General features: G+C 67.4%; 21 protein-coding genes. 7 read left to right on the top strand and 14 right to left on the bottom strand.

The annotated features are described in order from the left end of the window. The first annotated feature begins 237 nt into the window (after positions 1–237). Together FZP69_RS04250 and FZP69_RS22860 are read left to right on the top strand one after the other, a co-directional pair. A complete protein-coding gene (locus tag FZP69_RS04250) occupies positions 238–2,139 on the top strand; it encodes an ATP-binding protein (protein WP_192918458.1) in 1,902 nt (633 codons plus the stop codon). A gap of 37 nt (positions 2,140–2,176) precedes the next feature. Further along, on the top strand, positions 2,177–2,554 hold the full coding sequence (locus tag FZP69_RS22860) for a DUF7344 domain-containing protein (protein ID WP_204959904.1): 378 nt from the start codon (positions 2,177–2,179) through the stop codon (positions 2,552–2,554). Between the two features lie 108 nt (positions 2,555–2,662). Here the strand turns inward: FZP69_RS22860 and FZP69_RS04240 are convergent, their stop codons facing one another. Together FZP69_RS04240 and FZP69_RS04235 are read right to left on the bottom strand one after the other, a co-directional pair. Further along, positions 2,663–3,040, bottom strand: a complete 378-nt coding sequence (locus tag FZP69_RS04240; protein ID WP_152040105.1) for an SHOCT domain-containing protein — start codon at positions 3,038–3,040, stop codon at positions 2,663–2,665. Positions 3,041–3,267: 227 nt separating this feature from the next. After that, a complete protein-coding gene (locus FZP69_RS04235) occupies positions 3,268–3,984 on the bottom strand; it encodes a sporulation protein (RefSeq protein WP_152040104.1) in 717 nt (238 codons plus the stop codon). Between the two features lie 204 nt (positions 3,985–4,188). Between FZP69_RS04235 and FZP69_RS04230 the strand changes: the two genes are divergently transcribed. Beyond that, a complete protein-coding gene (locus FZP69_RS04230; RefSeq protein WP_152040103.1) occupies positions 4,189–5,313 on the top strand; it encodes a site-2 protease family protein in 1,125 nt (374 codons plus the stop codon). Positions 5,314–5,396: 83 nt separating this feature from the next. Continuing rightward, complete coding sequence (locus tag FZP69_RS04225) at positions 5,397–5,783, top strand: CBS domain-containing protein (RefSeq protein WP_152040102.1); 387 nt, start codon at positions 5,397–5,399, stop codon at positions 5,781–5,783. 44 nt (positions 5,784–5,827) lie between these two features. Here FZP69_RS04225 and FZP69_RS23200 read toward each other — a convergent pair whose 3' ends face one another. The 6 genes from FZP69_RS23200 to FZP69_RS04200 all read right to left on the bottom strand — a co-directional run bounded on the left by FZP69_RS23200 (position 5,828) and on the right by FZP69_RS04200 (position 11,631). Then, positions 5,828–5,950 carry a hypothetical protein gene (locus FZP69_RS23200; RefSeq protein ID WP_275689335.1) on the bottom strand — a complete coding sequence of 41 codons (123 nt, stop codon included), beginning with the start codon at positions 5,948–5,950 and terminating at the stop codon, positions 5,828–5,830. Positions 5,951–6,497: 547 nt separating this feature from the next. Next, positions 6,498–6,950 (bottom strand): restriction endonuclease, encoded by a 453-nt coding sequence (locus FZP69_RS04220; protein WP_152040101.1) that lies wholly within the window; start codon positions 6,948–6,950, stop codon positions 6,498–6,500. Between the two features lie 199 nt (positions 6,951–7,149). Continuing rightward, positions 7,150–8,949: a histidine kinase N-terminal 7TM domain-containing protein gene (locus FZP69_RS04215; protein ID WP_192918457.1), complete on the bottom strand. Its 1,800-nt coding sequence runs from the start codon at positions 8,947–8,949 to the stop codon at positions 7,150–7,152. A gap of 116 nt (positions 8,950–9,065) precedes the next feature. Continuing rightward, complete coding sequence (locus tag FZP69_RS04210) at positions 9,066–9,956, bottom strand: 4-hydroxybenzoate polyprenyltransferase (protein ID WP_204959902.1); 891 nt, start codon at positions 9,954–9,956, stop codon at positions 9,066–9,068. 280 nt (positions 9,957–10,236) lie between these two features. Beyond that, positions 10,237–10,812: a hypothetical protein gene (locus tag FZP69_RS04205; protein ID WP_152040099.1), complete on the bottom strand. Its 576-nt coding sequence runs from the start codon at positions 10,810–10,812 to the stop codon at positions 10,237–10,239. Positions 10,813–10,917: 105 nt separating this feature from the next. After that, the gene (locus tag FZP69_RS04200) at positions 10,918–11,631 is read right to left on the bottom strand and encodes a hypothetical protein (protein WP_152040098.1); all 714 of its coding nucleotides are present in this window, start codon (positions 11,629–11,631) and stop codon (positions 10,918–10,920) included. Between the two features lie 154 nt (positions 11,632–11,785). On the opposite strand from FZP69_RS04200, the gene FZP69_RS04195 reads away from it, so the two are divergent. Continuing rightward, complete coding sequence (locus FZP69_RS04195) at positions 11,786–13,477, top strand: alkaline phosphatase D family protein (protein WP_152040097.1); 1,692 nt, start codon at positions 11,786–11,788, stop codon at positions 13,475–13,477. 17 nt (positions 13,478–13,494) lie between these two features. On the opposite strand, the gene FZP69_RS04190 is transcribed toward FZP69_RS04195, so the two are convergent. From FZP69_RS04190 to FZP69_RS04180, 3 genes are all read right to left on the bottom strand, one after another. Beyond that, the gene (locus tag FZP69_RS04190; protein ID WP_240137456.1) at positions 13,495–14,157 is read right to left on the bottom strand and encodes a hypothetical protein; all 663 of its coding nucleotides are present in this window, start codon (positions 14,155–14,157) and stop codon (positions 13,495–13,497) included. Then, a complete protein-coding gene (locus FZP69_RS04185; protein WP_152040096.1) occupies positions 14,154–14,927 on the bottom strand; it encodes a nucleotide-binding protein in 774 nt (257 codons plus the stop codon). The genes FZP69_RS04190 and FZP69_RS04185 overlap by 4 nt, the downstream gene beginning before the upstream one ends. A gap of 94 nt (positions 14,928–15,021) precedes the next feature. Further along, entirely contained in the window at positions 15,022–15,369 is a 348-nt protein-coding gene (locus FZP69_RS04180; protein WP_152040095.1) for a DUF7344 domain-containing protein, read from the bottom strand. A 367-nt stretch (positions 15,370–15,736) separates the two neighbouring features. Here FZP69_RS04180 and FZP69_RS04175 point away from each other — a divergent pair, with 367 nt between their 5' ends. Both FZP69_RS04175 and FZP69_RS04170 read left to right on the top strand, forming a co-directional pair. Continuing rightward, positions 15,737–16,234 carry an Lrp/AsnC family transcriptional regulator gene (locus tag FZP69_RS04175; protein ID WP_152040094.1) on the top strand — a complete coding sequence of 166 codons (498 nt, stop codon included), beginning with the start codon at positions 15,737–15,739 and terminating at the stop codon, positions 16,232–16,234. Positions 16,235–16,521: 287 nt separating this feature from the next. Further along, positions 16,522–17,346 (top strand): TrmB family transcriptional regulator, encoded by an 825-nt coding sequence (locus FZP69_RS04170; protein WP_192918456.1) that lies wholly within the window; start codon positions 16,522–16,524, stop codon positions 17,344–17,346. A gap of 110 nt (positions 17,347–17,456) precedes the next feature. Here FZP69_RS04170 and FZP69_RS04165 read toward each other — a convergent pair whose 3' ends face one another. The 3 genes from FZP69_RS04165 to FZP69_RS04150 form a co-directional block, all read right to left on the bottom strand. Then, the gene (locus FZP69_RS04165) at positions 17,457–20,297 is read right to left on the bottom strand and encodes a GAF domain-containing protein (protein ID WP_192918455.1); all 2,841 of its coding nucleotides are present in this window, start codon (positions 20,295–20,297) and stop codon (positions 17,457–17,459) included. A 328-nt stretch (positions 20,298–20,625) separates the two neighbouring features. Next, on the bottom strand, positions 20,626–21,939 hold the full coding sequence (locus FZP69_RS04155; protein ID WP_152040093.1) for a methyl-accepting chemotaxis protein: 1,314 nt from the start codon (positions 21,937–21,939) through the stop codon (positions 20,626–20,628). Between the two features lie 230 nt (positions 21,940–22,169). Then, a complete protein-coding gene (locus FZP69_RS04150) occupies positions 22,170–22,748 on the bottom strand; it encodes a hypothetical protein (protein ID WP_152040092.1) in 579 nt (192 codons plus the stop codon). Positions 22,749–22,887: the final 139 nt, after the last annotated feature.

The following is a 22,887-nucleotide window of genomic DNA, read 5'->3' as shown; positions in this document are numbered from 1 at the left end:
ACACTCGGCACGGTCGTGCACACGACGAGCGCAACCGCCATGTGTCTCGTCGTCGTGCGCCGACTCTCGGCTTCGAGACGGCTCGAACGACGGGATGTGGGGGGATCGGTCGTCGCCGACCGTCGATACTCTACGTCCGAGTTTATTACCTCTGGAGTCGTTTCTGACGTTGCTGGTCCTGAGAGACCACGAGAAGGAGAGTCACGACTACGCCGAGACCGACCCCGGAGAGCCATCATGAACCGATCAGACCACCGACAGACGGACACGCAGGACGAGATCGAGACGCGGGACGAGACGCAGATACACGTGTTGCACGTGGACGACGACGAGGCGTACAGCCACCTCGTGCAGCGGTGGTTCGAGCGCACGCACGACGACATGGTCGTCACCGTGGAGGTAGACCCCACCCGGGCGCTCAGTCGGCTCGAACACGGGACCCCGATCGACGCGGTGATCAGCGACTACCGGATGCCCGAGATGACGGGCGTCGAACTCCTCGGTCGGATCCGTGAGCGCCGACCGAACCTCCCCTTCGTGATGCTGACGGGGGAGGGAAGCGAGTCGATCGCGATGGAGGCGATCCACGCCGGCGTGACCGACTACTTCAGAAAGCACGAAGCCGGCGAGGGGTTCGCGCTCCTGATCGAACGGGTTCGATCGCTCGTCCTCGAACGGCGAGCGACCGTCGAGTCCCAGCGGTTCGGGACGCTGCTCGAGATGCTCGACGTTCCCGTGGCCGTGTTCGACGCCGACGGACGCATCCGTGCCGCGAACCAGCGCGTCGACGAACTGATCCCGACGTCGGCTGGTGGAGGCCGGATTGAACGGATCCAGGACCTCGTGGCCGACGACGAACGAGGACTCGTCGCGGACTACGTCGAGACGCTTCGTGGTGGAACGGGCCCGAACGTCGTCTCGGCCGAACTGGGCATCGTGACCGACGGGGGGGCGGAGCCGTACCGGATACAGATGGCAGCCGTCCCCGGGAGAGAGGAGAACCCTGACGGAATCCTCGCGATCATCAAGCCTCGTGAGGGCAAGCAGTTCGAGGCCACTCTCGGCGACCTCCTCGAGTGGACCACCGGACCGTACGTCACGGTCGACCACGAGTGGCGGATCGTACTCGTCAACGACGCGGCGCAGCGGCTGCTCGGTCGACGCGAGCGAGCGCTCGTCGGACACGACCTCTGGGAGGTGTTCCCGGCGTTCGAAGACGCCACGTTCCACGACCAGTTGCGGTCGGTCGTCGAACACGGCGTCCCCCTCGACGTCGAGACGTACTACGCGCCGAGCGGGACGCACTTCCACGTGCGAGCGTATCAGACGAGCAAGGGCGTCGCCATCTACCTTCAGGACGTCACGGTCCGGGTCGAACGTGAGCGGGAACTCGCGCGGCGGGCCAAACGACTCCGCGAGTTCGTCAGCATCGTCTCGCACGACCTGCGGAACCCGCTGTCGGTCGCGATTGGGTACGTCGACACCCTCGTAGCGGACGGCGATCACGACGCCGAGACGGTCGAGATAGTGAGACAGTCGCTCGAGCGGGCCGAGACGATTATCGCCCAGACGCTCCGGTTCGCAGAGGAGGGCGAGGTGGACGAACTCGTCCCCGTCGACTTCGAATCAATGGCCGAGACGGCGTGGGAGGGCGTCGCGACCGCGGACGCGACGCTCGAGGTCGAATCGAGCGTTCGCCTCCGGGCGGACCCGGACGCCCTCGTGCGCGTGCTCGAGAACCTCTTCCGGAACGCGATCGAACACGGGTCGACGACCCACTCGACGGAGGACGACGCCGACGCGAGCCACGGGACACCGACCGTGTCCGTCGTCGTCGGATCGATCCCCGCGGTCGACACGACGGTCGGGTTCTACGTCGAGGACGACGGTCCGGGGATCCCGCCGGACAGACGTGAGACGGTGTTCGAGACGGCGTACTCGACGAGCGACACGGGCACCGGATTCGGCCTCGCGATCGTCGAACAGATCAGCGACGCACACGGCTGGTCGATCAGCGCAGTCGAGGGGACGGCGGGCGGTGCTCGTTTCGAGTTCACCGGGATCGATCCGGTGATCGACGAGGGGCTGACGGCCGGAAACGAACTCACCGGAGCGGACAGACACGAAGAAGTCGACTGAGTCCGCGGCGGACGACCACACACTAACGGAGGAACCAATGAAACCAACGACGACGGACGGATCGAGAGAGAGCGAGATCACAGCGGCGGTGAGGGGACGACTCCCGAACGTCCTCGCCCTGTTTGCACACCCCGACCGGCGACGGCTGCTCGTCTATCTCGTCGACGGTAACCCCGAGAAGTTCGACGACATCCCCGAACACATCCGTGTCGCCGAACACATCGACGACGACGAACGCCGGACGCTCCTCGAGATGCTCGAGACGGAGCACCTCCCGCTGCTCGAGGAGAACGGGGTCATCGACTGGGACCGCGAGCAGGATGTCATCGTCAGGGGGGAGCAGTTCGACGAGATTCGTCCGATCCTCAGGCTCATCTCCGACCACGAGGACGAACTCCCCGACGACTGGCTCTGACGGTCCCTTCCGACAGGCAGGGAGACGTCGACTACCGCCGCGAGCGGCCAACGGAGTGAGGCCGGCGATTCGAGCACGCGGCCGTGGGACCGTGGGATCCGCCCCCGCTCAGTCGCGTTCTAACACGTCACGCCGCCGCTCGTACTCGTCGTCGGTCAGGTCGCCGCGCGCGTAAGCGACCCGGAGTTCCGCCAGGGCCGGGTCCTCGTCGTCCCGGTCAGTCACGGCCCGGTAGGCGAGGTAGACACCGCCGGCGACGACGACGAGAAACAGCAGCTGCATCACGACACCGACGACGAAGGCCCAGCCAGGGAGCGCGTTGCCGTCGGCCCACATTCCCCCCTGAGCGCTCCCCATCATTCCGGGACCCATCGAACCGAAGCCCATCATCCCCGTCCCCACGAAGAGGAGAGGGAGGAGTACGAGCGCCGCGAGTACGGCGACGAGGATCGGTACGAGCCGTCCGTCCGTCGAAGTCGATGACATAGTGTGTGCCTCCAGTGTTGCGAGTGTCGACCAACACTCGTCCGAACGTACGTGCGCCCCGCTTACCACGGTTGCCGTTTCGATTCCACATCTGTCGTCGGCGAATCCAGTGGTTTCGAAAGCGAGAGACGTTCTCGACCCGTGTTGAGAAAACGACGAGGAAAACCGGAGAGGGCGAGAGGAGACGACCCGAGCCAGAGAGAAGCCGGTCCGTAGACGAGAGGCGGCTACGTGAACTGTTCGATCGTCGAGGTGATACGCCGGCCGATCATCTCGGGGTTCGCGTAGGCGACGGTGACGGAGAGTTCCTGTTCGTTGAAGTCCTGTCCGACCGCCTCCGCGACCGCGTCGCGCTGCTGTACCTCGATGTACAGCCGGAGGTCGTCGCCGCGGGGGATGGTCGTGAGAACGAGCCGCGAGACGTCCCGCTCGAACCGCGAGCCGGGCTCGAAGACGAGCGCCTGCGCGAACGGACGGTCGTCGAGCCACGGCGTCTCGACGAGCGACGCGGAGACGAACTCGAAGTCGAGGGTGTCCGCGGCCTCGAACAGTGCCGCGACGAAGTCGTCGGGTTCGACCGCGACGTCGTCGCTGTCGCTCGGATCGACCGCCCAGTCGATGTCGAGACCCGTCTCCAGCCACACCCGCGGGCCGCCGCGCGTCACCGGCGTCCACAGGGGGATGGGGATCGACACCCGTTCGGTGCGCTCCTCGCCGGGGTCGATGGTGAACGAGCCGTCGAAGTCGAACCGGGCGACGGGCCACGTCTCGCCGTCGGCCTCGGTCTTCAGCGTGAAGTAGAGCCCGCCGATGGTCTGTGCCGAGTCGCCGCCGCGCATCTCGACCGTGAGTTCGACCGTCTCGCCGGGACGGACAGCCGCCTGCGGGAGCACGGTGTCGACGGTCGCCGCGCCGATCCCGATGCTCGAGAGCAACCGTTTCATACCACACACAGGGAGTGTCGGCAGTAAAAGGGTTCCACCGACGGACAGCACGGTCGGAGCGGTCGTGACTCCGAGCGCCTGGACGACTTCGAAGACCGGAACGAGCGCGGCGGTCGGTGGTGGCAGCCTGGGGCCGAGAACCGGCTCCGAACAGCCGCACACAGCACGGACAGCCCTTTATTCGTTCACTCCCTAGCCGAACTGATGCAGTCGTCGTCGCTTCAGGGTGACGTCCCGACCCCGAGCGCGCTCGCGGACTACTTCCAGGTCTACGAGGTCGAGGCCGATGGCGAGGAGATCCGATACTACGGCGAACCACTCGCACCGCGGGACGCCGTCGTCCAGCGGCTCGCACCCGTGTTTCGCGAGCGCGGCTACCGGCTCCAGCTCGAGCGCCGGCTCGGCGAACACGTGCTCGTGGTTGAGGAGCGATCGCCCGGCGTCGACGGGGTGCCGTGGACGAACGTCGGGCTGTTCGTGGCGACCGTCGTCACGACGCTCCTGGCGGGGGCTGGCTGGTACGGCATCCCGGTCACGGAGGAGCCGCTCCGTGCGGTCGAGGCGTGGCCGTTCACCGTGTCGGTGCTGGGCGTCCTCGCGGTGCACGAGCTCGGTCACTACGCGATGAGCCGCTACCACGACGTCGAGGCGTCGCTCCCGTACTTCATCCCGGTTCCGACGCTACTGGGGACGCTCGGCGCCGTGATCCGGATGAACGACCACATCCCGAGCCGGCGAGCGCTGTTCGACATCGGCGTCGCCGGCCCGCTGGCGGGGCTCGTGGCCACCATCGTCGTCACCGCGATCGGGGTGTCGCTCCCGCCGATCGAGACCGTCGGAGTGGTCGGCGGCACCGCGACCGCGACTACCGCCACGCAGGTCGAACTGGGCTACCCGCCGCTCATCCAGCTCGTCGCGTGGGCGGTCGGACAGCCACTGTCGTACGTCGAGCCGGGCCTGACGGTCAACCCCGTCGTCGTCGGCGGCTGGGTCGGCGCGTTCGTGACGTTCCTCAACCTCCTGCCGGTGGGCCAGCTCGACGGGGCGCACGTCACCCGCGCGCTCGTCGGCGACGCGCTCGCGGCCGTCCAGAAGCTCGTCCCCCTCGCGCTGTTCGGGCTCGCCAGCTACCTCTACCTCTTCGAGGACGGCCGCGCCGTCGGCATCTGGCTGCTCTGGGGGGTGCTCGCACTCGTGTTCGGACGGGTGAGCGGCGTGACTCCGCTGGACCAGTCGCCGGTGGGCCGCGGCCGGTGGCTCGTCGGGCTGATGACGCTCGCCCTCGGCGTGCTCTCGTTCACGCCGGTTCCGGTCGTCGTCGGGGCGTGAGTCGCGGTGGCGGTCGCACACCCGTCGCGTCCAGCTCCGTCCGGCGTGACAATTCTTATCACCCACCGGGAAGACGACCGACTATGGAGGACATCTTCGTCGGGCGACTCATGTCTACGCCGGTCGAGACAGTGAGCCCGCAGGCGACACTGAACGAGGCGGCCACGCAGCTGCTCGAACACAACATCGGCTCCGTGGTCGTCGTCGACGACGACGGCCACCTCGAGGGGATCCTGACCGCGACGGACTTCGTCCAGCTGGCCGCCGACGACGGGCTGGCGAGCGAGGCGACGGTCGCGGAGTACATGTCGACCGACGTGATCACGCGCACGGCGAACGACCCGATCACGGAGGTCGCGGACACGATGATCGACAACCGCTTCCACCACGTGCCGGTCGTCGACGACGACGAGGGCGTCATCGGCATCATCACCACGACGGACCTCACGGCGTACGTCTCCGGTCGGTAGCGATTCGAGAGCGAATCTGCCGAGCGGGAGTGGCTCCCTCCGGCTCAGTCCACGAATTCGATGTCGGTCGAACACAGCGGACAGGAGCGGCCGTCGCCCTCGTCGTCGAGTGACGCCGGCCGTCCGGTCCACCCACAGTCCGGACAGAGCACCGCGTCTTCACTCATACCGACACGTCGAGCGTGAACCTACCTAAATGTAGGGACGGGTGTGGTCGTGTGACGACCACACTCGGGGTAACGAGCACACTCGGCGTACGACCACACTCATCGGGATTATCGGAGTAGTCCATAGTTTTTCGCGAATCATCTCCAGTAGTTGGCAGATACAGTGTGCGAGATACACAGCGCGCGTCGGCCATGGTAATCCGACTATCAACTACCACCAGGGTAACAGCCTTGATAGAAAGCCGGACTTATCATCATCTTCCGAGCCGATACCTGCGACATCCCGGTCAGTAGCAATATTCGAAGATGGGGATCCCTTTGACTTTCGGAGCTGGTGTTCTATTTGATTCATCTCTTTTGTTATCTGGTCCTTTTTATCTTGAGAAGCTGCTCTCCCACGTTTTCGTCTCAATTCATCATAAGCGATCTTAAGCCTCTGTCTTTTGTTCACCTCCGATTTGGTAAATTTGTCACTGCTTGAGTCAGAAGTAGTACTAGTTGGTTCTTTGAGATCCTGATCGGATTCAGAATTTTCACGCTTGGAGGATTAATTTGAGCCATCATTTTGTTCGTTCGTGATTTCAAAATCTCTAAGTATATCTTCTGACTCGGAATCCCTGATAATATTAAAAAGGTGTGTTGAATCGATGAGCTTGACGTTCAAGCCATTTGCTACAGTCTCAGCTTGTTCTGTGAAAGAACTCGTAGTGACAATCAAGACAGCGTCAACATTCCTCTTCTGCTGACGGAGGCTACTATACTGCTGTACCTCTGGACTTCCGATTTTATTACCCCTCGCATATCTTTTTACTTGTATGAGATGTTTTTGGTTGAATGGGCTTTCTTTCTCGGCGATAATATCAATGCCATAGTCACGAGCACCCGATGTAACAGTTGTATTCCATCCTTGTCGTTCCCAGAGCCTAGCGACAAAAGATTCAAACTCGTATTCATCCATTTGACGCAGACCAGAGAGAACCTCTGCTTTGTCCGAATTCATTTGATATTGTAAGTAGTAGCTAATAGTCAAAAGTATTGGCTACAGACATCATGCTGGATAGAACCTCTACATCTCGCACGCCGATTCAGATACTTCTGCAACCTGCTACGTCGAGAAGTTTGAGGACTTACGCTAATCCCGATCACGGAGAGGGAGGTGTGCCGCCCTGCTCGGAGAGAAGGACGCGACCGTCCGCGGGTCACGCGTTCTTGGCGGATTCGGTCCCGCGACCGTCCGCTGTCTCCTCGTCGCCGTCGTCACCGTGACCGGCCTCGTCGTCTTGCGCCCGCCCGTCGTGCTCCCACGACCGTGCGGGCGGATCGAGCATCGGCACCTCGATCGTGACGACCGACCCGGTCGGTTCGTTCTCCGCGAACGTCACCTGCCCGCCGGCGATCTGGGTCCCCCAGGTGATCAGCCAGAGTCCGAGGCCGCTACCGTGTTCGAGCGGGGTTTCGGTTCCCCGTTCGAGGACCGATCGCTCGTACGCGTCGATCGTCGGTCCGTTGTCGCTGACGACGACCCGGACGGAGCCGCCGTCGCCGCCCACGTCGTCGCCGTCACGATCACCGTCGCCATCGCCGTCGTCGACGTGGACGTCGATCCACACGCGGGGATCGGGATCGGTGTTGTGCTCGGCGGCGTTTTCGACGACGTTGTCGAAGACGGGATCGAGCCCCGCCGAGACGTAGACGTCGGCGGGGATCGGTCCACAGTCGACGGTGACGGCGGGGAACGTGCTCCGGACCGACGAGACGCTCTCGCGGAGGAGCACCCGGAGCGGCACGTGGTCGACGGGGTTTCGGGCGTGCTCGAAGACGTCGATGATCGTCCTGGCCTTCTGTCCCATGTCGTCGATCGCCAGGGCACGCTCTTTGATGATGGCGGCCTCGTCGGTCGCCCGCTCCCCGAGGAGGTCGGCGTAGCCGTAGATCAGGTTGGTCTCGTTGCGGATGTTGTGACGGAGCGCCCGGTTCAACACCTCGAGGCGCTGCTGTCGTCGCAGGTAGTCGCTGACGTCGTGGAACGTGACGACGCGGCCGATCGTGCGCCCCCGCGAGTCCGTGACCTCCGTCACCGTGACGTCGTAGGGGTCGCCGTCGTCGTCGGGAAGGGTGAGATAGCCGCTCATGGAGCCGTCCGTCGGGAGCGTCTCGTATTCGGGGACGACGGTGCTGACGGGGAGACCGAGCGCCTCGCGTGGGGCGTAGCCGAGCGTCTCCGCGGCGCTCTCGTTGAGGTCGACGACGTAGTCGTGGCGGTCGACCACGACGGCCCGCTCGTGCATCCGTTCGAAGACGAGTCTGCGTGCGCGGTGGTTCGGCGACGGACTCGTCCCGAGGAGCCGAAACCGGGAGAGTGCTCCGAGGTACGCGACACCGGAGACGGCGAACGCGATGGGGGTCGGGTCGAGGCCGGGGAGCGGCGTCGCTCCAGCCAGGAAGAGGACGTTGCTCGTCCACGGCGCGAGCGTCCCGATCAGCAGGGCGACGCTCTGCCCGCGGAACGCGAGCGCGTCGCTCCGGACGAGTCGGAGCAGCGGGATCGAACCGAGAAAACCAAGGAGGTACGTGTACCCCGTGATGACCCAGAACCAGACGCCGGGCGTGCGTTCGAGGACCGGAAAGCCACGCTCGGCGACGAGCGTCGACTCCAGGTAGAGGACGGAGTGGGCGTCCGTCGTCGCGGCGAAGAGGACCGTCGACACGGGGATCACGGAGAGCGCGGCGATCGACCGACGCGTGAGGTAGCGGTCCTGGCCCGTGTACGACAGCGCGAACGACAGCCACGCGACGGGGATGACGACGACGCCCACCCACTGGACGTTCGACCAGAGCACCTTCCCCGCGAGCGTCGTCGCCTGTATCTCGAAGATGAAGAAGACGGACCACCAGCACTGCCCGACGAGGAGCGCCGCGAGCGACGTCGCTCCCGGTTCGGGCCGCTCCCGCCACGCGAGGAACGCGGCGGTCACGCCGACGAAGATGGTGACCATCATCACCACTGTCAGGAGACTCGCGGTGGACACGACTGTTCGGGAGGAGTGACCGTCGGCATATTAAACCGAACACGCTACTATCAAAATAGATATCCGATGCCTGAGCCGTGGGGGTGTCAGCCCCCGACGACGTACGGCACCAGCGCCACGCCGACGAAGACGTACTCGCACTCGGGCAGCTTCGCGAGCAGCGCCTCGTCCTCGAACCGACCGAGGAACGAGGTGATGCCGACCGAGTAGAGGAGGCCGACGGCGAGTGCGACCGACAGCGCGGGGTGAACGATCCCCGCGGCCGTCGCGTAGCCGACGAGGGCGAGCGTGCCGACGTCGACCCCGTACAGGACGTGTCGCGTCCGGCGGACGCCAACGGCGACCGGTAGCGTCGCCACGTCGGTCGCCCGGTCGGCCGCGACGTCGCGGACGTTCGGGAGCTCCGTGTCGACGAACGACCGGAGGAAGAAGTACGCGAAGACCACGCCGACCGTCGGCGTGACCGGCGCGTCCGCGAACGCGAGCGGGAGGAACGTCAGCGTCACGGCCCACGCGAGCGCGACGACGCCGGAGTTGACGACCAGCACCTGCTTCAGTCGGTCGACGTGGAGGCCGACGTCGGGGATCCACTCGGAGGCGTAGAGTACCCAGAACACGCCCGGAAGGAGCGTGATCGCGAGCGCGACCGGGCCGCCGAGGATCGAGAGGGTGACGGCGAGCGCGTACGCCGCCGCGGTCAGCAGGTAGAGGACGTCGCCGTGCCGGCGGACGAACGCGGCCTGTCGGGGGTTGGACACCTCGTCAGTGTCGACGTCCGCCAGGCGGTCGCCGGTGTACACCGCGAACGTGACGAGCCCCACCACGACCGGCGCGAAGGTCAGTGGGAGCGACAGGAGCACGGTCGCGACGGCGACCTCCGTCATCGCGACGAGCGAGATGTACACCGAACTGTACAGCAGCGCGCGTCCCGCGCGGACGACGTGGAGCGTCAGCCACGTGATCAGTGATCGATACAACGAGTTCGTTCGCTCAGTCTCCGCTGACTGGCATGTCGAGTCTCGTGTCATACTCAGTCCGGCGACGAGGCGCGGCCAGCCGCCGTCTCCCCCGCCGCCGTGTGCGGTCTTCCGATCGTGAGAACAAGTCGGTTGACGTGAGATTCCCGAAGGTGAGAACTAGCGCCGAAGTAGTGTGTGTCGGTGGGAGAACGGGGCGTCGGGGACGACGAGCGTCACCCCGATCGGCCGCCGTGAACCAGATCGGTCACGGTGACCCCGATCGCTCTCGTGGATTCGGTCAGTCGTCGTGGGCGTCGACGAGCGCGCGGCGGTCGTCCCAGACCTGCCGATCGAGGTCGACGCGCGTCGTGTCGCCGTCGAGGAGGTCGGCGAACTCCGTCGTGTATCGGTAGTTCACCCGCCGGGCGGCCGCCCGCGCCGCCAGCAGTCGGGCCACGCGGTCGACGGCGGCTCTGGAGACGTCGAGCGTGGTCACGATCTCGGCCGCGTCGTCGCCCGCACGGAGCCGAGCGAGCACCGAGTCCAGCTCACGGGGCGCGTCGGTGTCGGCGAACAGGTGGAGAGCCATCCGCGCGCGGAACACCGTCTCCGGTGTGATCCCGAGGTCGGCGGCGACGGCGCGATCCGACCGGCCCGCGTGGAAGCCACGGACGACGGCGACGAGGTCGTCGTCGGAGAGCGTGGTCCGGACGTCGCCGTCCGCACGCAGGTCGTCGATCAGCCGGCGGAGGTCGCGATCGACCGCGGCGGCCGAGCGGATCGTCCCCCGGGGCTGCTGCTGTGACTCGGTGAACTGTGCGGGCCCGTCGAGGCGCGAGAAGAGTTCTCTGAGGTCGTCGACGCGGTCAGTCATAGACCCCGACCAGTACGCGCCGAGAGGATATGACGGTTTCTCGGCACGGTGTGCCGGCGCACGCGTCGCCCGCCGGAGAGCCACGACGGGAGACGGTTCCGAGCGTCAGAGCCGCTCGCGTTCGTGTGAGAGGATCCGCTCCCAGACGCCGAACAGCGTGCTGTCGAGGTCGTAGGCGGCGTCGATGTCGCGGACCCACGCGTCGTCGGCGAACAGGAGGCGCTGGAAGTGGCGGATCTCGTCGGAGAGATCGCCGTGGCCCGTGTAGTACGCGACCGTCTCCTCGCGGGCGCGGTCGACGAGGGCGGACGGGACGTGGATCCCCGACTCGCGGGCGACGTGGGCGTACCACTCCAGGTGGAGGACGGCGTCGGCGACGACGAAGCGTCGGGCGAACCCCGAGACGTAGTCGACGGCGGGACGGCCGGCGACGAGGACGTCTCGTGGGCGGGAAAAACGCGGCACGGTGACGTGTTCGAGGTTCTCCGTGTACCGGCCCGCCACGCGGCGGAGGCGGTATTCGGCGTAGCTCACCGGCCCGACGAGCGCGAGTTCGTACCACAGCGGCATCCACTCGAGGTAGGGCGCGGAGAAGGTGGCGTCGGCGAGGAGGTCGGCGGCGATCGACCGGGCCACTTCGGGCGGGACGTCGGTTCGTCCGGCCCGGAGCGCCGCCGTCGCCTCCTCGGCGCGGATCGGGAAGTCGCCCACTTCGAACCCCATCCCCTCGGAGACGGTGAGCACGTACTCGGCACCGATACGGTACCAGTCGGCGAAGTGTTCCGGCCGGAAGAGGCCGAACAGACGCAACAGTGACACGCGTGTCGCTCCGGACGCGACCGGTAAAGCGACAGCGGTCCCGGGGTCGGTCCTCACGCGGGGTGACACAGTCGGTGACGGTGCGGCGACACGTGAACGGAGGTGGTCGACTCGCCGGAACGGCTTTGCTCGCCGGCGCGGGACACCAGTACGTGTGCGAGTACCGACACCTGGACGCGACGAGGTCGACGCCACGATGACGGGCGAGGCGCGACCGGACGTGACGGCGACGGCGCTCGGCGGGGCGAGCGCGGGAGACTGCGCGGTCGACCCCGGCCACGACTCGCGAGAGACGTTCCCCCAGTCGGTCGCCAGCGGTGGGCCGACCCCGGCGGGCGTGATCCTCTGGACGCGTCTCGCACCCGACGCCGTCGAGGCGGGCGAACCGCTCGCGGTCGAGGTCGCCGACGACGACGGCTTCGAGGAGAGCGTCGTCCGGGGCGTCGTCTCCCCCGAGCGGATCGGGCCGGCGTACGACCACACCGTGCGCGTCGACCTCGACGGGGCGCTCTCGCCGGACCGCAGCTACGCGTATCGGTTCGTCTACGACGGGACCGCCTCACCGGTGGGGCGGTGTCGGACCCTCCCCGCGCCCGACGCGACGCCGGAGTCGGTCCGGCTGGCGGTGGTGGCGTGTCAGGACTACGAGAACGGCTACTACGGCGCGTTCGACCACGTCGCCCGCGCGGACGTCGACTTCCTCGTCCACCTCGGCGACCTCGTCTACGAGTCGGCCGACCGGCTGTACACGGGGCTCGGGAGCCGCCACTACGCCGACCGCGGCGTGACGCTCCCCAGCGGTGAGGACCGCGCGTCCTCGCTCGCGGACTTCCGCCACCTCCACCGGCTCTACCGCGACGACCGGTTCTTCCAGCGGGCGCTCGAACGACACACCCTCGTCGCCGGCTGGGACGACCACGGCGTCGCCAACAACCGCTACTGGGACTACGACGCCGACGCCCCCGCCACGCCGGGCCACCCGCGCGGCGACGACCCCGCGTTCATGCGCGACCTCACCCGTGCGGGCATCCGCGCGTGGTACGAGTACCTCCCGGCGCGGATCCGGTACGACCCCGACGCCGAGCGGATCCACGACTCGTTTCGGCTCTACCGTTCGCTCCGGTTCGGGACGCTCGTCGACCTCGCGCTGACCGACCAGCGCCTGTTCCGGAGCGAACCCGGCGGCCGGTACGTCGCTGGCGTCAACCTCGGCCTCCGTCGGGACACCGACCCGAGCCGGACGATGCTCGGCGACGACCAGCTCGCGTGGTTCGAAGCGGAGATCGCGGCGTCGGAGACGACCTGGTTCGCGTGGGCGAACGCCGTCCTCTCGCTCCCGATCCGGGTGGGGGCGGGCCCGCTATCCATCTACCCGAAACAGGACTCGTGGGACGGGTACGCGGCCGAACGCGCCGAGATATTCGAGACGCTCGCCGCACGCGAGGCGGGGGTCGTCACGCTGACGGGCGACATGCACTCGACGGTCGCCGGCTACCAGCAGACCGCCTACCCCGGTCTCGGCGACCGCGGGGAGCCGACCCGCGTCGGCGTCGAGTTCATGACGCCCGCGGTGACGAGCGTGAACGTCGCCGAGGCGGTGGGGGTGAACGGGCGGACGCTGGGGAGGGTGAGCCGTCCCCTGCTCTCGCGTGGGGTCCGGGCGATGAACCCCCACATGCGGGCGTTCGACAGCCACCACTGGGGCTACTCGGTCGTCGAATTCACCCCCGAAGCGTGTACGTTCACGACGTACGCGGTGGACAAGACCGTTGACACCCCCGGAGAGAAACAGGTACTGTTCCAGGCACGCGTGCCGAGCGACCGGTACGAGATCGAGCCCGTCTGAGTTCGACGTTCGAAGTCTCAGTCGACGTCGGACGTGGCCGCGGTGCCGTCGGGTGGGTGAGCGGTGCAGTCGCCACCGTCCGCGTCGGTCGGGCTGTCACCGTCGTCCGCGTCGGCCTGCGCGGACGCGCCAGCGGAGTCGTCGACGAGGGCCCCCGTCAGTCCCCACTCCTCCGCGCGCCGTTGCGCCTCGTCGCGCGCCTGTGCCCGGATCGCCTCGATCTTCGCCTCGTCGGCGAGGAACGCCTCGACCGCGCTGCCGGTCGGTTCGTCGTCCGCGAGCCGCGAGTCGGGGGCGGCCTCGCGCGTCCGATCGGCGAGCGTCGCGTCGCCAGCGAGCCGCTCGGCGGGCATGTCGGGCGGCACCCGGAGCGCGGGCGTGTCGTGGGCGGCGGCGAGGTCCTCCGCGGGGAGTTCGTACAGTTCGACGCTGTACGGGCCAGGCCCCGCGAGATCGGCGAGCGCGTCGGGGCCGCCGCGGTCGGTCGTCGCGTCGTACACCAGCACGGGGACGCCGTCTTCGAACGTCACCACGCCGCGAGCACCGTCGTCGAACAGCAGAGCGTCCTGTGGCTCGACGACGGCGTAGCCGGTCAGCGACCGGTCGAGCGCCGACCGGAGAACGGTGCCGGGGTCGTCGACGATGCGGGAGTGGACGAGTCGTCCCCGGGGAACGTTCATGGGCGCTCGGGGACGACCGCGCTCCGGAAGCGGTCGGCGACGGCTTCGCTGTCGCCCGACCGGACGTTGAGCCGCGCGGCGGCCTCACGATACGCCGCGGCCGCGGCCGACTCGGGCGCGTGCGCCAGGAGCGGTTCGCCCGCCCGGCGGGCCGCCCGGACGAGGTCGCTCTCGGGCACCATCGCCAGCGTCTCGCCGCCGAAGTAGCGGTCGGCCTGCGCGGCGATGGCCTCGGTCTCCTCGTCGTCGCGGACGCGATTGAAGATCACGCCCGCCGTCTCCGTGCCGTACGACCGGGCGTACTCCTGTGCTTTGAGCCCGTCCGAGAGTGCCGGGATCGTCGGCTGGAGGACGACGACGATCCGGTCGGCGAGCACCACGGGGAGGATAGCCGACTTCGAGTCGAGCGCCGCGGGTGAGTCCAGGAGGAGCACGTCGGTGTCGGCGGCGAGGTCGGCGACGACGTCTCTCAATCGGGCGGGGTCGGCCCGCTCGAACGCCGCGAGGCTCGTCCCGCAGGGGACGACTCGCATCCCGAAGCGGTCGTACGTCGCCTCGGCGACGTCGGTTCCGGTTTCCTCCACCAGGAGGTCGTGAAGCGTCACCTCGACGTCGTCGAGACCCGCGTGGAACAGCAGGTTCGCCATCCCCGTGTCCGCGTCGACCACGGTGACGTCGTACGACTCCGCGAGCGCCATCCCCAGCGCGAGGGTCGTCGTCGTCTTCCCGGTCCCGCCCTTCCCGCTGGCGACGGCGAACGCCTCTACCATGGCCGATGTGATCCGAGATCGAGAATAAGCGTTCGGCTCCGGTTCTCGAATCCGAGAGCCGGGCGCGGGGGCGGGTCGATCGAGGACGGGTCCGTCAGCCGCGTCGGCGTGGCTCGCCGTCTTCGGCCGGGGTGCCCAACTCGCCCAACTCAGTCCCGTCCCGGATCAGGAACCGCAGCAGCGGCCTGATCTCCGCGAACCGCGGCCCACGGGCGACCTCGTCCGTCTCGGGGTCCCAGGTGACGTACCCCAGCCGCTCCAGTTTCGGCAGGTGAACGTGCCACAGGACCAGCTGTTCGTGATCGGGGTCGGTCCCGGCGTCTCCGCGGTGATCGGGCGGACGGAACAGGGGGTGGATCGTCCCACCCTCCATCCGTTCCAGCGCGAGCAGTAGCCGCCGCCTATGGGGGCTCGACAGCGCCTCAAACTGGTTGTCAAGCATCGTGAAACCCCCTCTCTTCCCCCCGGGGGGGGGCTACTCCGGAAACGGGCTTAACACCCGACGGTTTTACAGAACGCTCGTCGTTTGAGGAATCGAGTGACATCACGGCGGTTGTACCGAACGCTCGTCGTTCGAGGAATCGAGTGACACCGTTCGGTCGCGGGTGCGACCGCGGAGAGTGAAATGGCACGGAGGAACGGTAGGTTGGGACCCATGCGACCTCCGCGCCGATTCGGAGTACCCTCGCATCCTACATAATCTTGTTGTGATAATCCGGGTTAACGGCCGGTGCCCGGCGTGCCCGGACGTCGGTCGAACGGGAGTTCGGGACCCGGTATTGATACCCGCCGACGCCGTACCCGCCGCCATGCCGAGAGAGCTCGACGACGTCGACAGGGGCGTCCTGTACCTGTTGCAGCGCGAGGCGCGGAACACCACGGCGCAGGAGATCGCCGACACCGTGGGGGTGTCCCCCAGCACGATCCGGAACCGCATCGACCGGCTCGAGTCGGACGGGATCATCAGGGGCTACCACCCGGAGATCGACTACGAGGCGGCGAGCCTCCCGCTCAGGATCCTCTTCGTCTGTACCGCCCCCGCGACCGAGCGGTCCGAGCTGGCTGAGGCGGTGCTGGCCGTCAAGGGGGTGATCGACCTGCGGGAGATGATGACCGGTCGCCGGAACATCCACGTCGAGGTCGTCGGGACGAGCACGACCGACATCACCCGGATCACGGACGCCATCCACGACCTCGGCCTCCAGATCGAGAGTTCGGAGCTCATCAGACAGCGGCGGATGCAGCCGTTCAACCACTTCCACTACAGGACCGACGAGGACGACTCGGCGGCGGCGGACCGATCGTAGAGCGAGGGGCGTCGCGGAGTTCGGCTGTGGAATGCGCAAAAAAAACGGGATAGAGACGGGATAGCGTAACTACTGTTTCGTGAATTCGCAGATATACGCTCCTGAGTTGCTATATTCATCATCTAATGGTTCGCTAATAAATGTAGTTCATAAGTCTACGACGAGTATGGTCGTACCGTGCGATCGGTCCGAGCAGCCTCCCGAGCGGTCGGGACAGGAACTGACTTGAGGCCGGACGCAGAACACCGCAGGCGACACCGGCGTCGCCGGTGGAATGGTTGGGACCCATGGACGAGCTATCGAACACACAGCAGGCGATAGAGTTGCTCCAGCAGCTGGGGCTCAAGGAGTACGAGGCGAAGTGTTTCGTGGCCCTGTCTCAGCTCCCGAAGGGAACCGCGAAGGACGTCAGCGAGACGTCCGACGTGCCCCGGACGCGGGTCTACGACGCGATCCGCGTGCTGGAGACGAAGGGACTTGTCGAGGTACAGCACTCGAAGCCACAGCAGTTCCGGGCCGTCTCGATCGAGGAGGCCGCGGAGACGCTCCGCCGGGAGTACGAGGCACGGGCGAAACGGCTCACCGACGTGCTCCAGAACCTCGAACCCGTAGAGCCGGTGGACCGCGAGATCACACACGAGGTGTGGTCGCTCACCGGGTTCAACGCCATCTCGACCCGCACCGTGGAACTCGTCGGTGGCGCCGACAGCGAGATCGTGCTGATCGTCGGGCAGCCGGCGGTGTTCACCGAGGAACTGGCCGACAGCGTGCAGGCGGCACGGGAGGCCGGGGTCGACGTGGTGATCGGGACCGCGACCGAAGACCTGCGGGACGAGATACAGCAAGGGCTGCCGGACATCGATGTGTTCACCTCCGGGCTGGAGTGGCTCGCGAGTTCACCGCTGGACCCCAAGGACGGGACGACGGTCAGTCGGCTGTTGCTGGTGGACCAGAACACGATCCTCGTCAGTACCGCACTCGACGGGAGCACCGACGGCAGGGGCGAGAAGGCCGTGTTCGGACGGGGGTTCGAGAACGGGCTCGTCGTGATCGCCCGGCGGATGATGGCGACGGGGCTCGGCCGGGAGCGTGACCCCGACGCGTCGACGTGACGTCGGGCGAGCGGAGATTCCCCGATAAACGGCCCGGCGCTCCACGCCGGGACCGGCGTCGCTCTCGACTGCCGAGTCGGCGTGCCGTGTCGACGCGACCCCGTCGGTGATCAGCCAGGGATCGCCTCGTCCGCGTCTCCGGGCTCCTCCTCGTCGACTGCGACGCCGGTGATCTCGAACCGTGCGCCGCCAGCCGACCCGTCGACGACGGTCACCTCCCAGCCGTGGGCCTCGGCGATCTCCCGCACGATGGCGAGTCCGAACCCCGACCCCTCCGACCCGGTCGAGTAGCCGTACTCGAACACCGCGTCGCGGTCGTCGGGAGGGATGCCGGGACCGTCGTCCTCGACGGAGAACCCGGTGCGGTCCGGGAGGTCGCCGACCGTGATCGTCACGTCGTCCTCGGCGTGTTCCACACAGTTCCGGAAGAGGTTCTCCAGCAGCTGTCGGAGGCGGGATTCGTCGGCGCTGATCGTCAGTTCGGTGTCGACCACGAGCGTGGCGTCGCCCGTCGCGACCGTCTGCCAGCTCGCCGTGACCAGCGCGGGGAGGTCGACCGGGACGGGCTCGTCGACGACGCGCCCCGCGCGTGCCAGCGCCGGCAGGTCCTCGACGAGCGTCCCCATCCGTTCGAGCGCGGTGTGACAGCGCTCGAAATGCTCCGCCTCGCCCGTCTCTTCGGCCAGTTCGAGCGACCCCCGGAGCACCTCCAGCGGGTTCCGCAGGTCGTGGGAGACGACCGACGCGACCCGGTCCAGTTTCTCGTTCTGCCGCTGCAGTTGCTCGGTCGCCTGCCGGCGCTGGAGTTCGTAGCTCACCCACCGGCTCATGAGGTCGGTGAGCGTCACCTCCCAGTCGGCGAACTGGCCCTCGCGGGGCTCGGTGTCGTAGAAACAGAACGTGCCGTACACGTCGTCGCCGACGTACACCGGCGCGCCGATGTAACACGCGATCCCCCACTCCGTGTAGCCGGCGCGGTCGGTCTCCTCGGGCGCGTCGCGGGCGACGTCGCCGAGGACGAGCGTCCGTTCCGTGCTGGCCGCGATCTCACAGTTCGTCGCCGACAGCGGGACCACGTCCCCCGCCTCGATGCTGTCGTCGGCCGCGGAGACGACCTCGAACACGTAGTCGTCGCCGTCGATGCGCGAGAGCGTGCCGTAGGCCGTCCCGAGTTCGGTCCGTCCGAGATCGAGCAGGGCCTGGACCTGTTCGCGGAAGGAGCGGTCCCGGTCCGCGACGATCTCGTACGTCTCTCGGAGGACCCGTTCGCGGGTCTCGAGCGCCTCGCGCTGGCGACGCTGTTCCGTCACGTCGTAGAAGTAGATCGACAGGCCGGTCTCGGAGGGGTACACCCGCATGTCGAACCACACGTCCAGCGGTTCGTAGTACTCCTCGAACGACACCGGCTCCTGCGTCTCCATCGCCCGGTGACACCAGTCGTAAAAGGGGGTGTCGACGGCGTCCGGCACCTCCTCCCAGACGTCCCGCCCCCGGAGGTCGTCGGCGTCCCAGTCCCGTCCAGCCGCCTCCGAGAGGATCCGTCGCCCCATCTCGTTGACGTGGGTGATCCGCCACTCCGCGTCGAGCGCTACGAAGCCGTCCGACATCCGTTCGAGGACGTTCCGTCGCTCACGGTCGGCCGCCCGCTCCTCTGTGACGTCGCGCTGGAAGCCGATGAAGTGTGTCACCGTCCCGGTCGTGTCCTCGACGGGCGCGACCGTGACGCGGTTCCAGAACTCCGTGCCGTCCTTCCGGTAGTTCCGGATGTCGACGGTGACCGGTTCCCGGCGGTCGATCGCGTCACGGAGCGTTGCCACCGACTCCGGATCGGTCGCCTCCCCCTGGAGGAAGCGACAGTTCCGCCCGCGCACGTCCGCGGCGTCGTACCCCGTCAGTGCCTCGAACCGCTCGTTGACGTAGATGAGCGGGTTGTCCGGCTGCGAGGGGTCGCTGATGCTGATGCCGACGGGGGCGCGGTCCATCGCCCGCGTCTTCCACGCGAGTTCGCGTTCGCGTTCGCGTTCCGCGAGTCGCTGTCTCGTCTCGACGGCCGCGATGGCGGCGGCCGTCGTGTCGGCGAGTTCGGTCAAGACCGCCCGCTCGCGTTCGTCGAACGCGTCCCGCTGGTCCGCGTAGATCGCGAGGACGCCAAACAGGTCCTCGTCCCACACGAGCGGGAGGGCGATGACGGACGCGAACGCGTGGGTCTCCGCCGCCGTGCGGTACGCGTCGGGCGTCTCGCTCGACGGGATGTCCTGGAGGAACTGCGTCGTGCGCGTCCGGGCGGCCCGGCCACACGGTGTCGAGTCCCCGGACACATCGTCGACGGTGATGGTCACCTCGTCGAGGTACGCGCCGGCGTCGCCGGCGGACGCCGACGGGAGGAGTTCGCCGGTCTCGGGGTCCGGCTTCCCGATCCACGCGAAGCGGTACGGTTCCGACGACGACAGCACCTCGCAGACGCTCCGTTCGATGTCCGCGACCGTGTCCGCCTCGACCAGCCGTCGCGCGACCGCCCGGATGAGCGTGTTGACGCGCTCGTGGCGGGCCGCCCGTCGCTTCGCTCGCGCGGCCTCGACCACGTTGACGATCCGGTTGACCAGGATCGCGTACTGGTCGGTCCCGCCCCCTTTCTGGAGGTAGTCCGTCACGCCGGCCGAGATGGCCTCGCTGGCGACCTCCTCGCTCCCCTTCCCGGTGAAGAGGATGAACGGGAGGTCCGGGTGGTCGCCTCTGACCGCGGAGAGCAACGCGAGGCCGTTCCGGCCGGGCATATCGTAGTCCGAGACGACGCAGTCGTACTCGCCGGTGGCGAGTCGGTCCAGCGCCGCGTCCGGGCCGAGGACCGTCTCGACGGTCAGCCGCTCGTCTTCCCGTTCGAGGAACGTCGAGGCGAGGTCGGCGAACGCCGGGTCGTCCTCGACGTGGAGGACACGAACCGTGTCGCTCATTCTCATGCCTACAGAACAGTCGCGAATATAACGATTGTGCTTCCCCAGCGGGCCGCTGGTGCGGTGGTCGGTTCCGCTCGACCGCGACCGATTCGATCCGATCGGATCCGATTCGATGCGATCCGGTCCGTCTCGACACGGCTCGAAACACCCCGGTCGACCCGGGACGGGTCAGTTCGACCGTCGCCGACGGACGAGACCGCGATCGACACCTCCGGCTCGAACGGGAGGGTGACGCCGGAGCCGTGGTGCGATCCCGAGGCCGCGTCCGGGCCGAGACCGTGGGGAGAGGTGAGCACGTGGACGTACGCGGAGAGCAGTGTGCTCGCTACGCCGAGAGGTCGTCGAGGTCGTCGGTGAGATCGTCGAGCGACGCCGACTCGTCTTCGTCCACTCGGAACGCGTCGACCAGTTCGTGGAGCGACTCGCCGCGATCGCTCAGCCGCATCGCCGTCCCCGTCACCTGTTCCATCGCGGTCGACTGTTCGTCGACGCTGGCCGACACCTGCTGGACGGAGGCGCTCATCTCCTCGGCCAGCGCCGAGGACTCCTCGACGACGCTCGACACCTGTTCGGTGTTGTGTGCCTGCGTCTCGACGGCGTCGGAGATCTCCTCGACGCCGTGGTCGGTCTGTTCGACCCGCTCGCGGATCTCCGTCAGGGTGTCGACGACGTCCTCGACCGCGTCGGCACCCTCCTCGACCTCGGTGTTCGCGCTCCGGATGCTCTCGACGACCTCCTCGCTCTGGGTCTGGAGGTCGGTGATGATGTCGGCGATGTCGTCGGCCGAGTCCTGCGACTCGGTCGCGAGCGACTTCACCTCGTTGGCGACCACGGCGAAGCCCTCGCCGGCGGCGCCCGCGCGGGCGGCCTCGATGTTGGCGTTGAGCGCGAGCAGGTTCGTCTGGTCGGCGATCGAGACGATGAGGTCGACGATCTCGGTAACCTCGGTCATCCGGTCTTCGAGTTCGTCCATCTCCGCGGCGACCTCGCGGGAGGCTTCTGTCGCGTCGCGGATGCGGTCGAGCGCCACGCGCGTGTCCTCGGCACCGCCCTCCACCAGCGAGGTGGCCTCCTCGGACCGGGCGCGGATCTCCTGCGTCGAGGCCGTGATCTGCTCGATGGAGGCCGAGAGGTCGTCGACGTTCTGACTCGCCGTCTGCGTCTGGCGGGCCAGCCGTTCCGAGCCGTCGGCGACCTCGTCCGTCGAGGCCTCGATCGACTCGACCGCCGCCGTCACCTCCTCGGTGGAGGCGCTGACGTCCTGACTCGTGTCGGCGAGGTCGTCGGAGAGGTCCGTCACTTCGTCGACGACCGCGCGGATGTTCGTCGTCGCGCGCTCGAGGTTCGTCGACAGCGTCGAGAACTCCTCGTACGCCGTGTGGAGTTCGGGGTAATCCGCCGTCGGTCGGGGCACCTCCGCCGTGACCGTGAGGTCGCCGTCGGCGAGTCGCGCGACCTTGTCCTGCAGGTCGTCGAGGACCTCGCGCTGGTACGCTTCGAGCGCCGCCGCGCGGGCGTCGGCCTCGGTGTCGACGTCGGTGGGTGTGTCCGGTTCGGTCGGTCCGTCGGGCTCGGTGTCGTCGGCCCCGTCTCCCCGCAGGGTGGCCGAGAACACCGAGAGCAGTGGAATGAACGACATGTGATCTGTGACTCCGTGCGAGACGTGTACACGAACGAACAGCACGCACCATGATTACTCACCCTCCTCAGCAGTACGGGTGCCGATCTCAAAAGAGAGAATCTGCGAGAACTCACCTCGTCCACGGCACGGCCGGCACGACGACCGGTGAGCGAGGCGAGCGGCGGTGGTCGCTCGGCACGGGGGTCGGCGCGACTGACGTGTGCGAACGTCCCACGGCTCCCCGCGGCTCACGTCCCGGTGTGGTCGTCGGACAGGGTCTTCCCGAGTCGCCAGAGTGCCCGGTAGAGCGTGACGAGGTCGACGTCGAACGCGTCGGCGAGCGCACGGCAGGTGTCGAGGTACGTCTCGTAGTCGGCGGGCGACGGCGGGTCGGGGTAGGGGTCGGGGAGCTCGCCGGCGTGGTGGAGGACCGACCACTCGCGCTCGCCGACGACGAGGTACGACTCTGGGTCCGCGAACTGCAGAAACGCGGAGGCGACCGGGACGTCGACGCCGTCGAGCGCGGTCAGCCTGTCGAGCGCCTCCGACAGCGAAAGCGAGGCGAGGTCGACGAGCACGCCGCGGACCCGGTCGAAGTCGTTCTCGCGGAACCGCTCTTCTCGTCGCTGCCGTTCGGCGTCGGGATACGCGCCGAGGAACCGTCGAAAGTGCCACCGGACGACCCACTCGGCGTCGCGGCGGCCGAACTCGCCGTCCGCGAACATGCCGGGGAGGATGTCGAGGTGCTGGTCCTCGACGGTGAACAGCGGTTCGGATTCGCGGTACGATTCGGCCTCGTCCGTCACGACCGACCGGGAGAGCTCCATCACTCCCGGTTCCGTCGCCACCGGCCTGAACGTTTCCCTCGCCCGGTCTCCACCGCGGACACCGTCGTCGATATGTCTGTTTTGACAGATCGCCGTATTAATAACACTTCGGAGACTGTGAGAAAGATTCATGCCGGTT

This window comes from Salinigranum salinum (genome assembly GCF_009176545.1).
Lineage (GTDB): Archaea > Halobacteriota > Halobacteria > Halobacteriales > Haloferacaceae > Salinigranum > Salinigranum salinum.
This window is presented reverse-complemented; position numbering and strand designations above follow the sequence as displayed.

Bases quoted from the DNA above. Each gene is read 5' to 3' on its own strand.
- FZP69_RS04185 (WP_152040096.1), bottom strand. From the start codon at position 14,927: ATGGTAGAGGCGTTCGCCGTCGCCAGCGGGAAGGGCGGGACCGGGAAG.
- FZP69_RS04220 (WP_152040101.1), bottom strand. From the start codon at position 6,950: ATGAATTCGGACAAAGCAGAGGTTCTCTCTGGTCTGCGTCAAATGGAT.
- FZP69_RS04190 (WP_240137456.1), bottom strand. From the start codon at position 14,157: ATGAACGTTCCCCGGGGACGACTCGTCCACTCCCGCATCGTCGACGAC.
- FZP69_RS04155 (WP_152040093.1), bottom strand. From the start codon at position 21,939: ATGTCGTTCATTCCACTGCTCTCGGTGTTCTCGGCCACCCTGCGGGGA.
- FZP69_RS23200 (WP_275689335.1), bottom strand. From the start codon at position 5,950: ATGAGTGAAGACGCGGTGCTCTGTCCGGACTGTGGGTGGACCGGACGG.
- FZP69_RS04225 (WP_152040102.1), top strand. From the start codon at position 5,397: ATGGAGGACATCTTCGTCGGGCGACTCATGTCTACGCCGGTCGAGACA.
- FZP69_RS04230 (WP_152040103.1), top strand. From the start codon at position 4,189: ATGCAGTCGTCGTCGCTTCAGGGTGACGTCCCGACCCCGAGCGCGCTC.
- FZP69_RS04150 (WP_152040092.1), bottom strand. From the start codon at position 22,748: ATGGAGCTCTCCCGGTCGGTCGTGACGGACGAGGCCGAATCGTACCGC.
- FZP69_RS04170 (WP_192918456.1), top strand. From the start codon at position 16,522: ATGGACGAGCTATCGAACACACAGCAGGCGATAGAGTTGCTCCAGCAG.
- FZP69_RS04250 (WP_192918458.1), top strand. From the start codon at position 238: ATGAACCGATCAGACCACCGACAGACGGACACGCAGGACGAGATCGAG.
- FZP69_RS04235 (WP_152040104.1), bottom strand. From the start codon at position 3,984: ATGAAACGGTTGCTCTCGAGCATCGGGATCGGCGCGGCGACCGTCGAC.
- FZP69_RS04205 (WP_152040099.1), bottom strand. From the start codon at position 10,812: ATGACTGACCGCGTCGACGACCTCAGAGAACTCTTCTCGCGCCTCGAC.
- FZP69_RS04175 (WP_152040094.1), top strand. From the start codon at position 15,737: ATGCCGAGAGAGCTCGACGACGTCGACAGGGGCGTCCTGTACCTGTTG.
- FZP69_RS04215 (WP_192918457.1), bottom strand. From the start codon at position 8,949: ATGATGGTCACCATCTTCGTCGGCGTGACCGCCGCGTTCCTCGCGTGG.
- FZP69_RS22860 (WP_204959904.1), top strand. From the start codon at position 2,177: ATGAAACCAACGACGACGGACGGATCGAGAGAGAGCGAGATCACAGCG.
- FZP69_RS04240 (WP_152040105.1), bottom strand. From the start codon at position 3,040: ATGTCATCGACTTCGACGGACGGACGGCTCGTACCGATCCTCGTCGCC.
- FZP69_RS04165 (WP_192918455.1), bottom strand. From the start codon at position 20,297: ATGAGCGACACGGTTCGTGTCCTCCACGTCGAGGACGACCCGGCGTTC.
- FZP69_RS04180 (WP_152040095.1), bottom strand. From the start codon at position 15,369: ATGCTTGACAACCAGTTTGAGGCGCTGTCGAGCCCCCATAGGCGGCGG.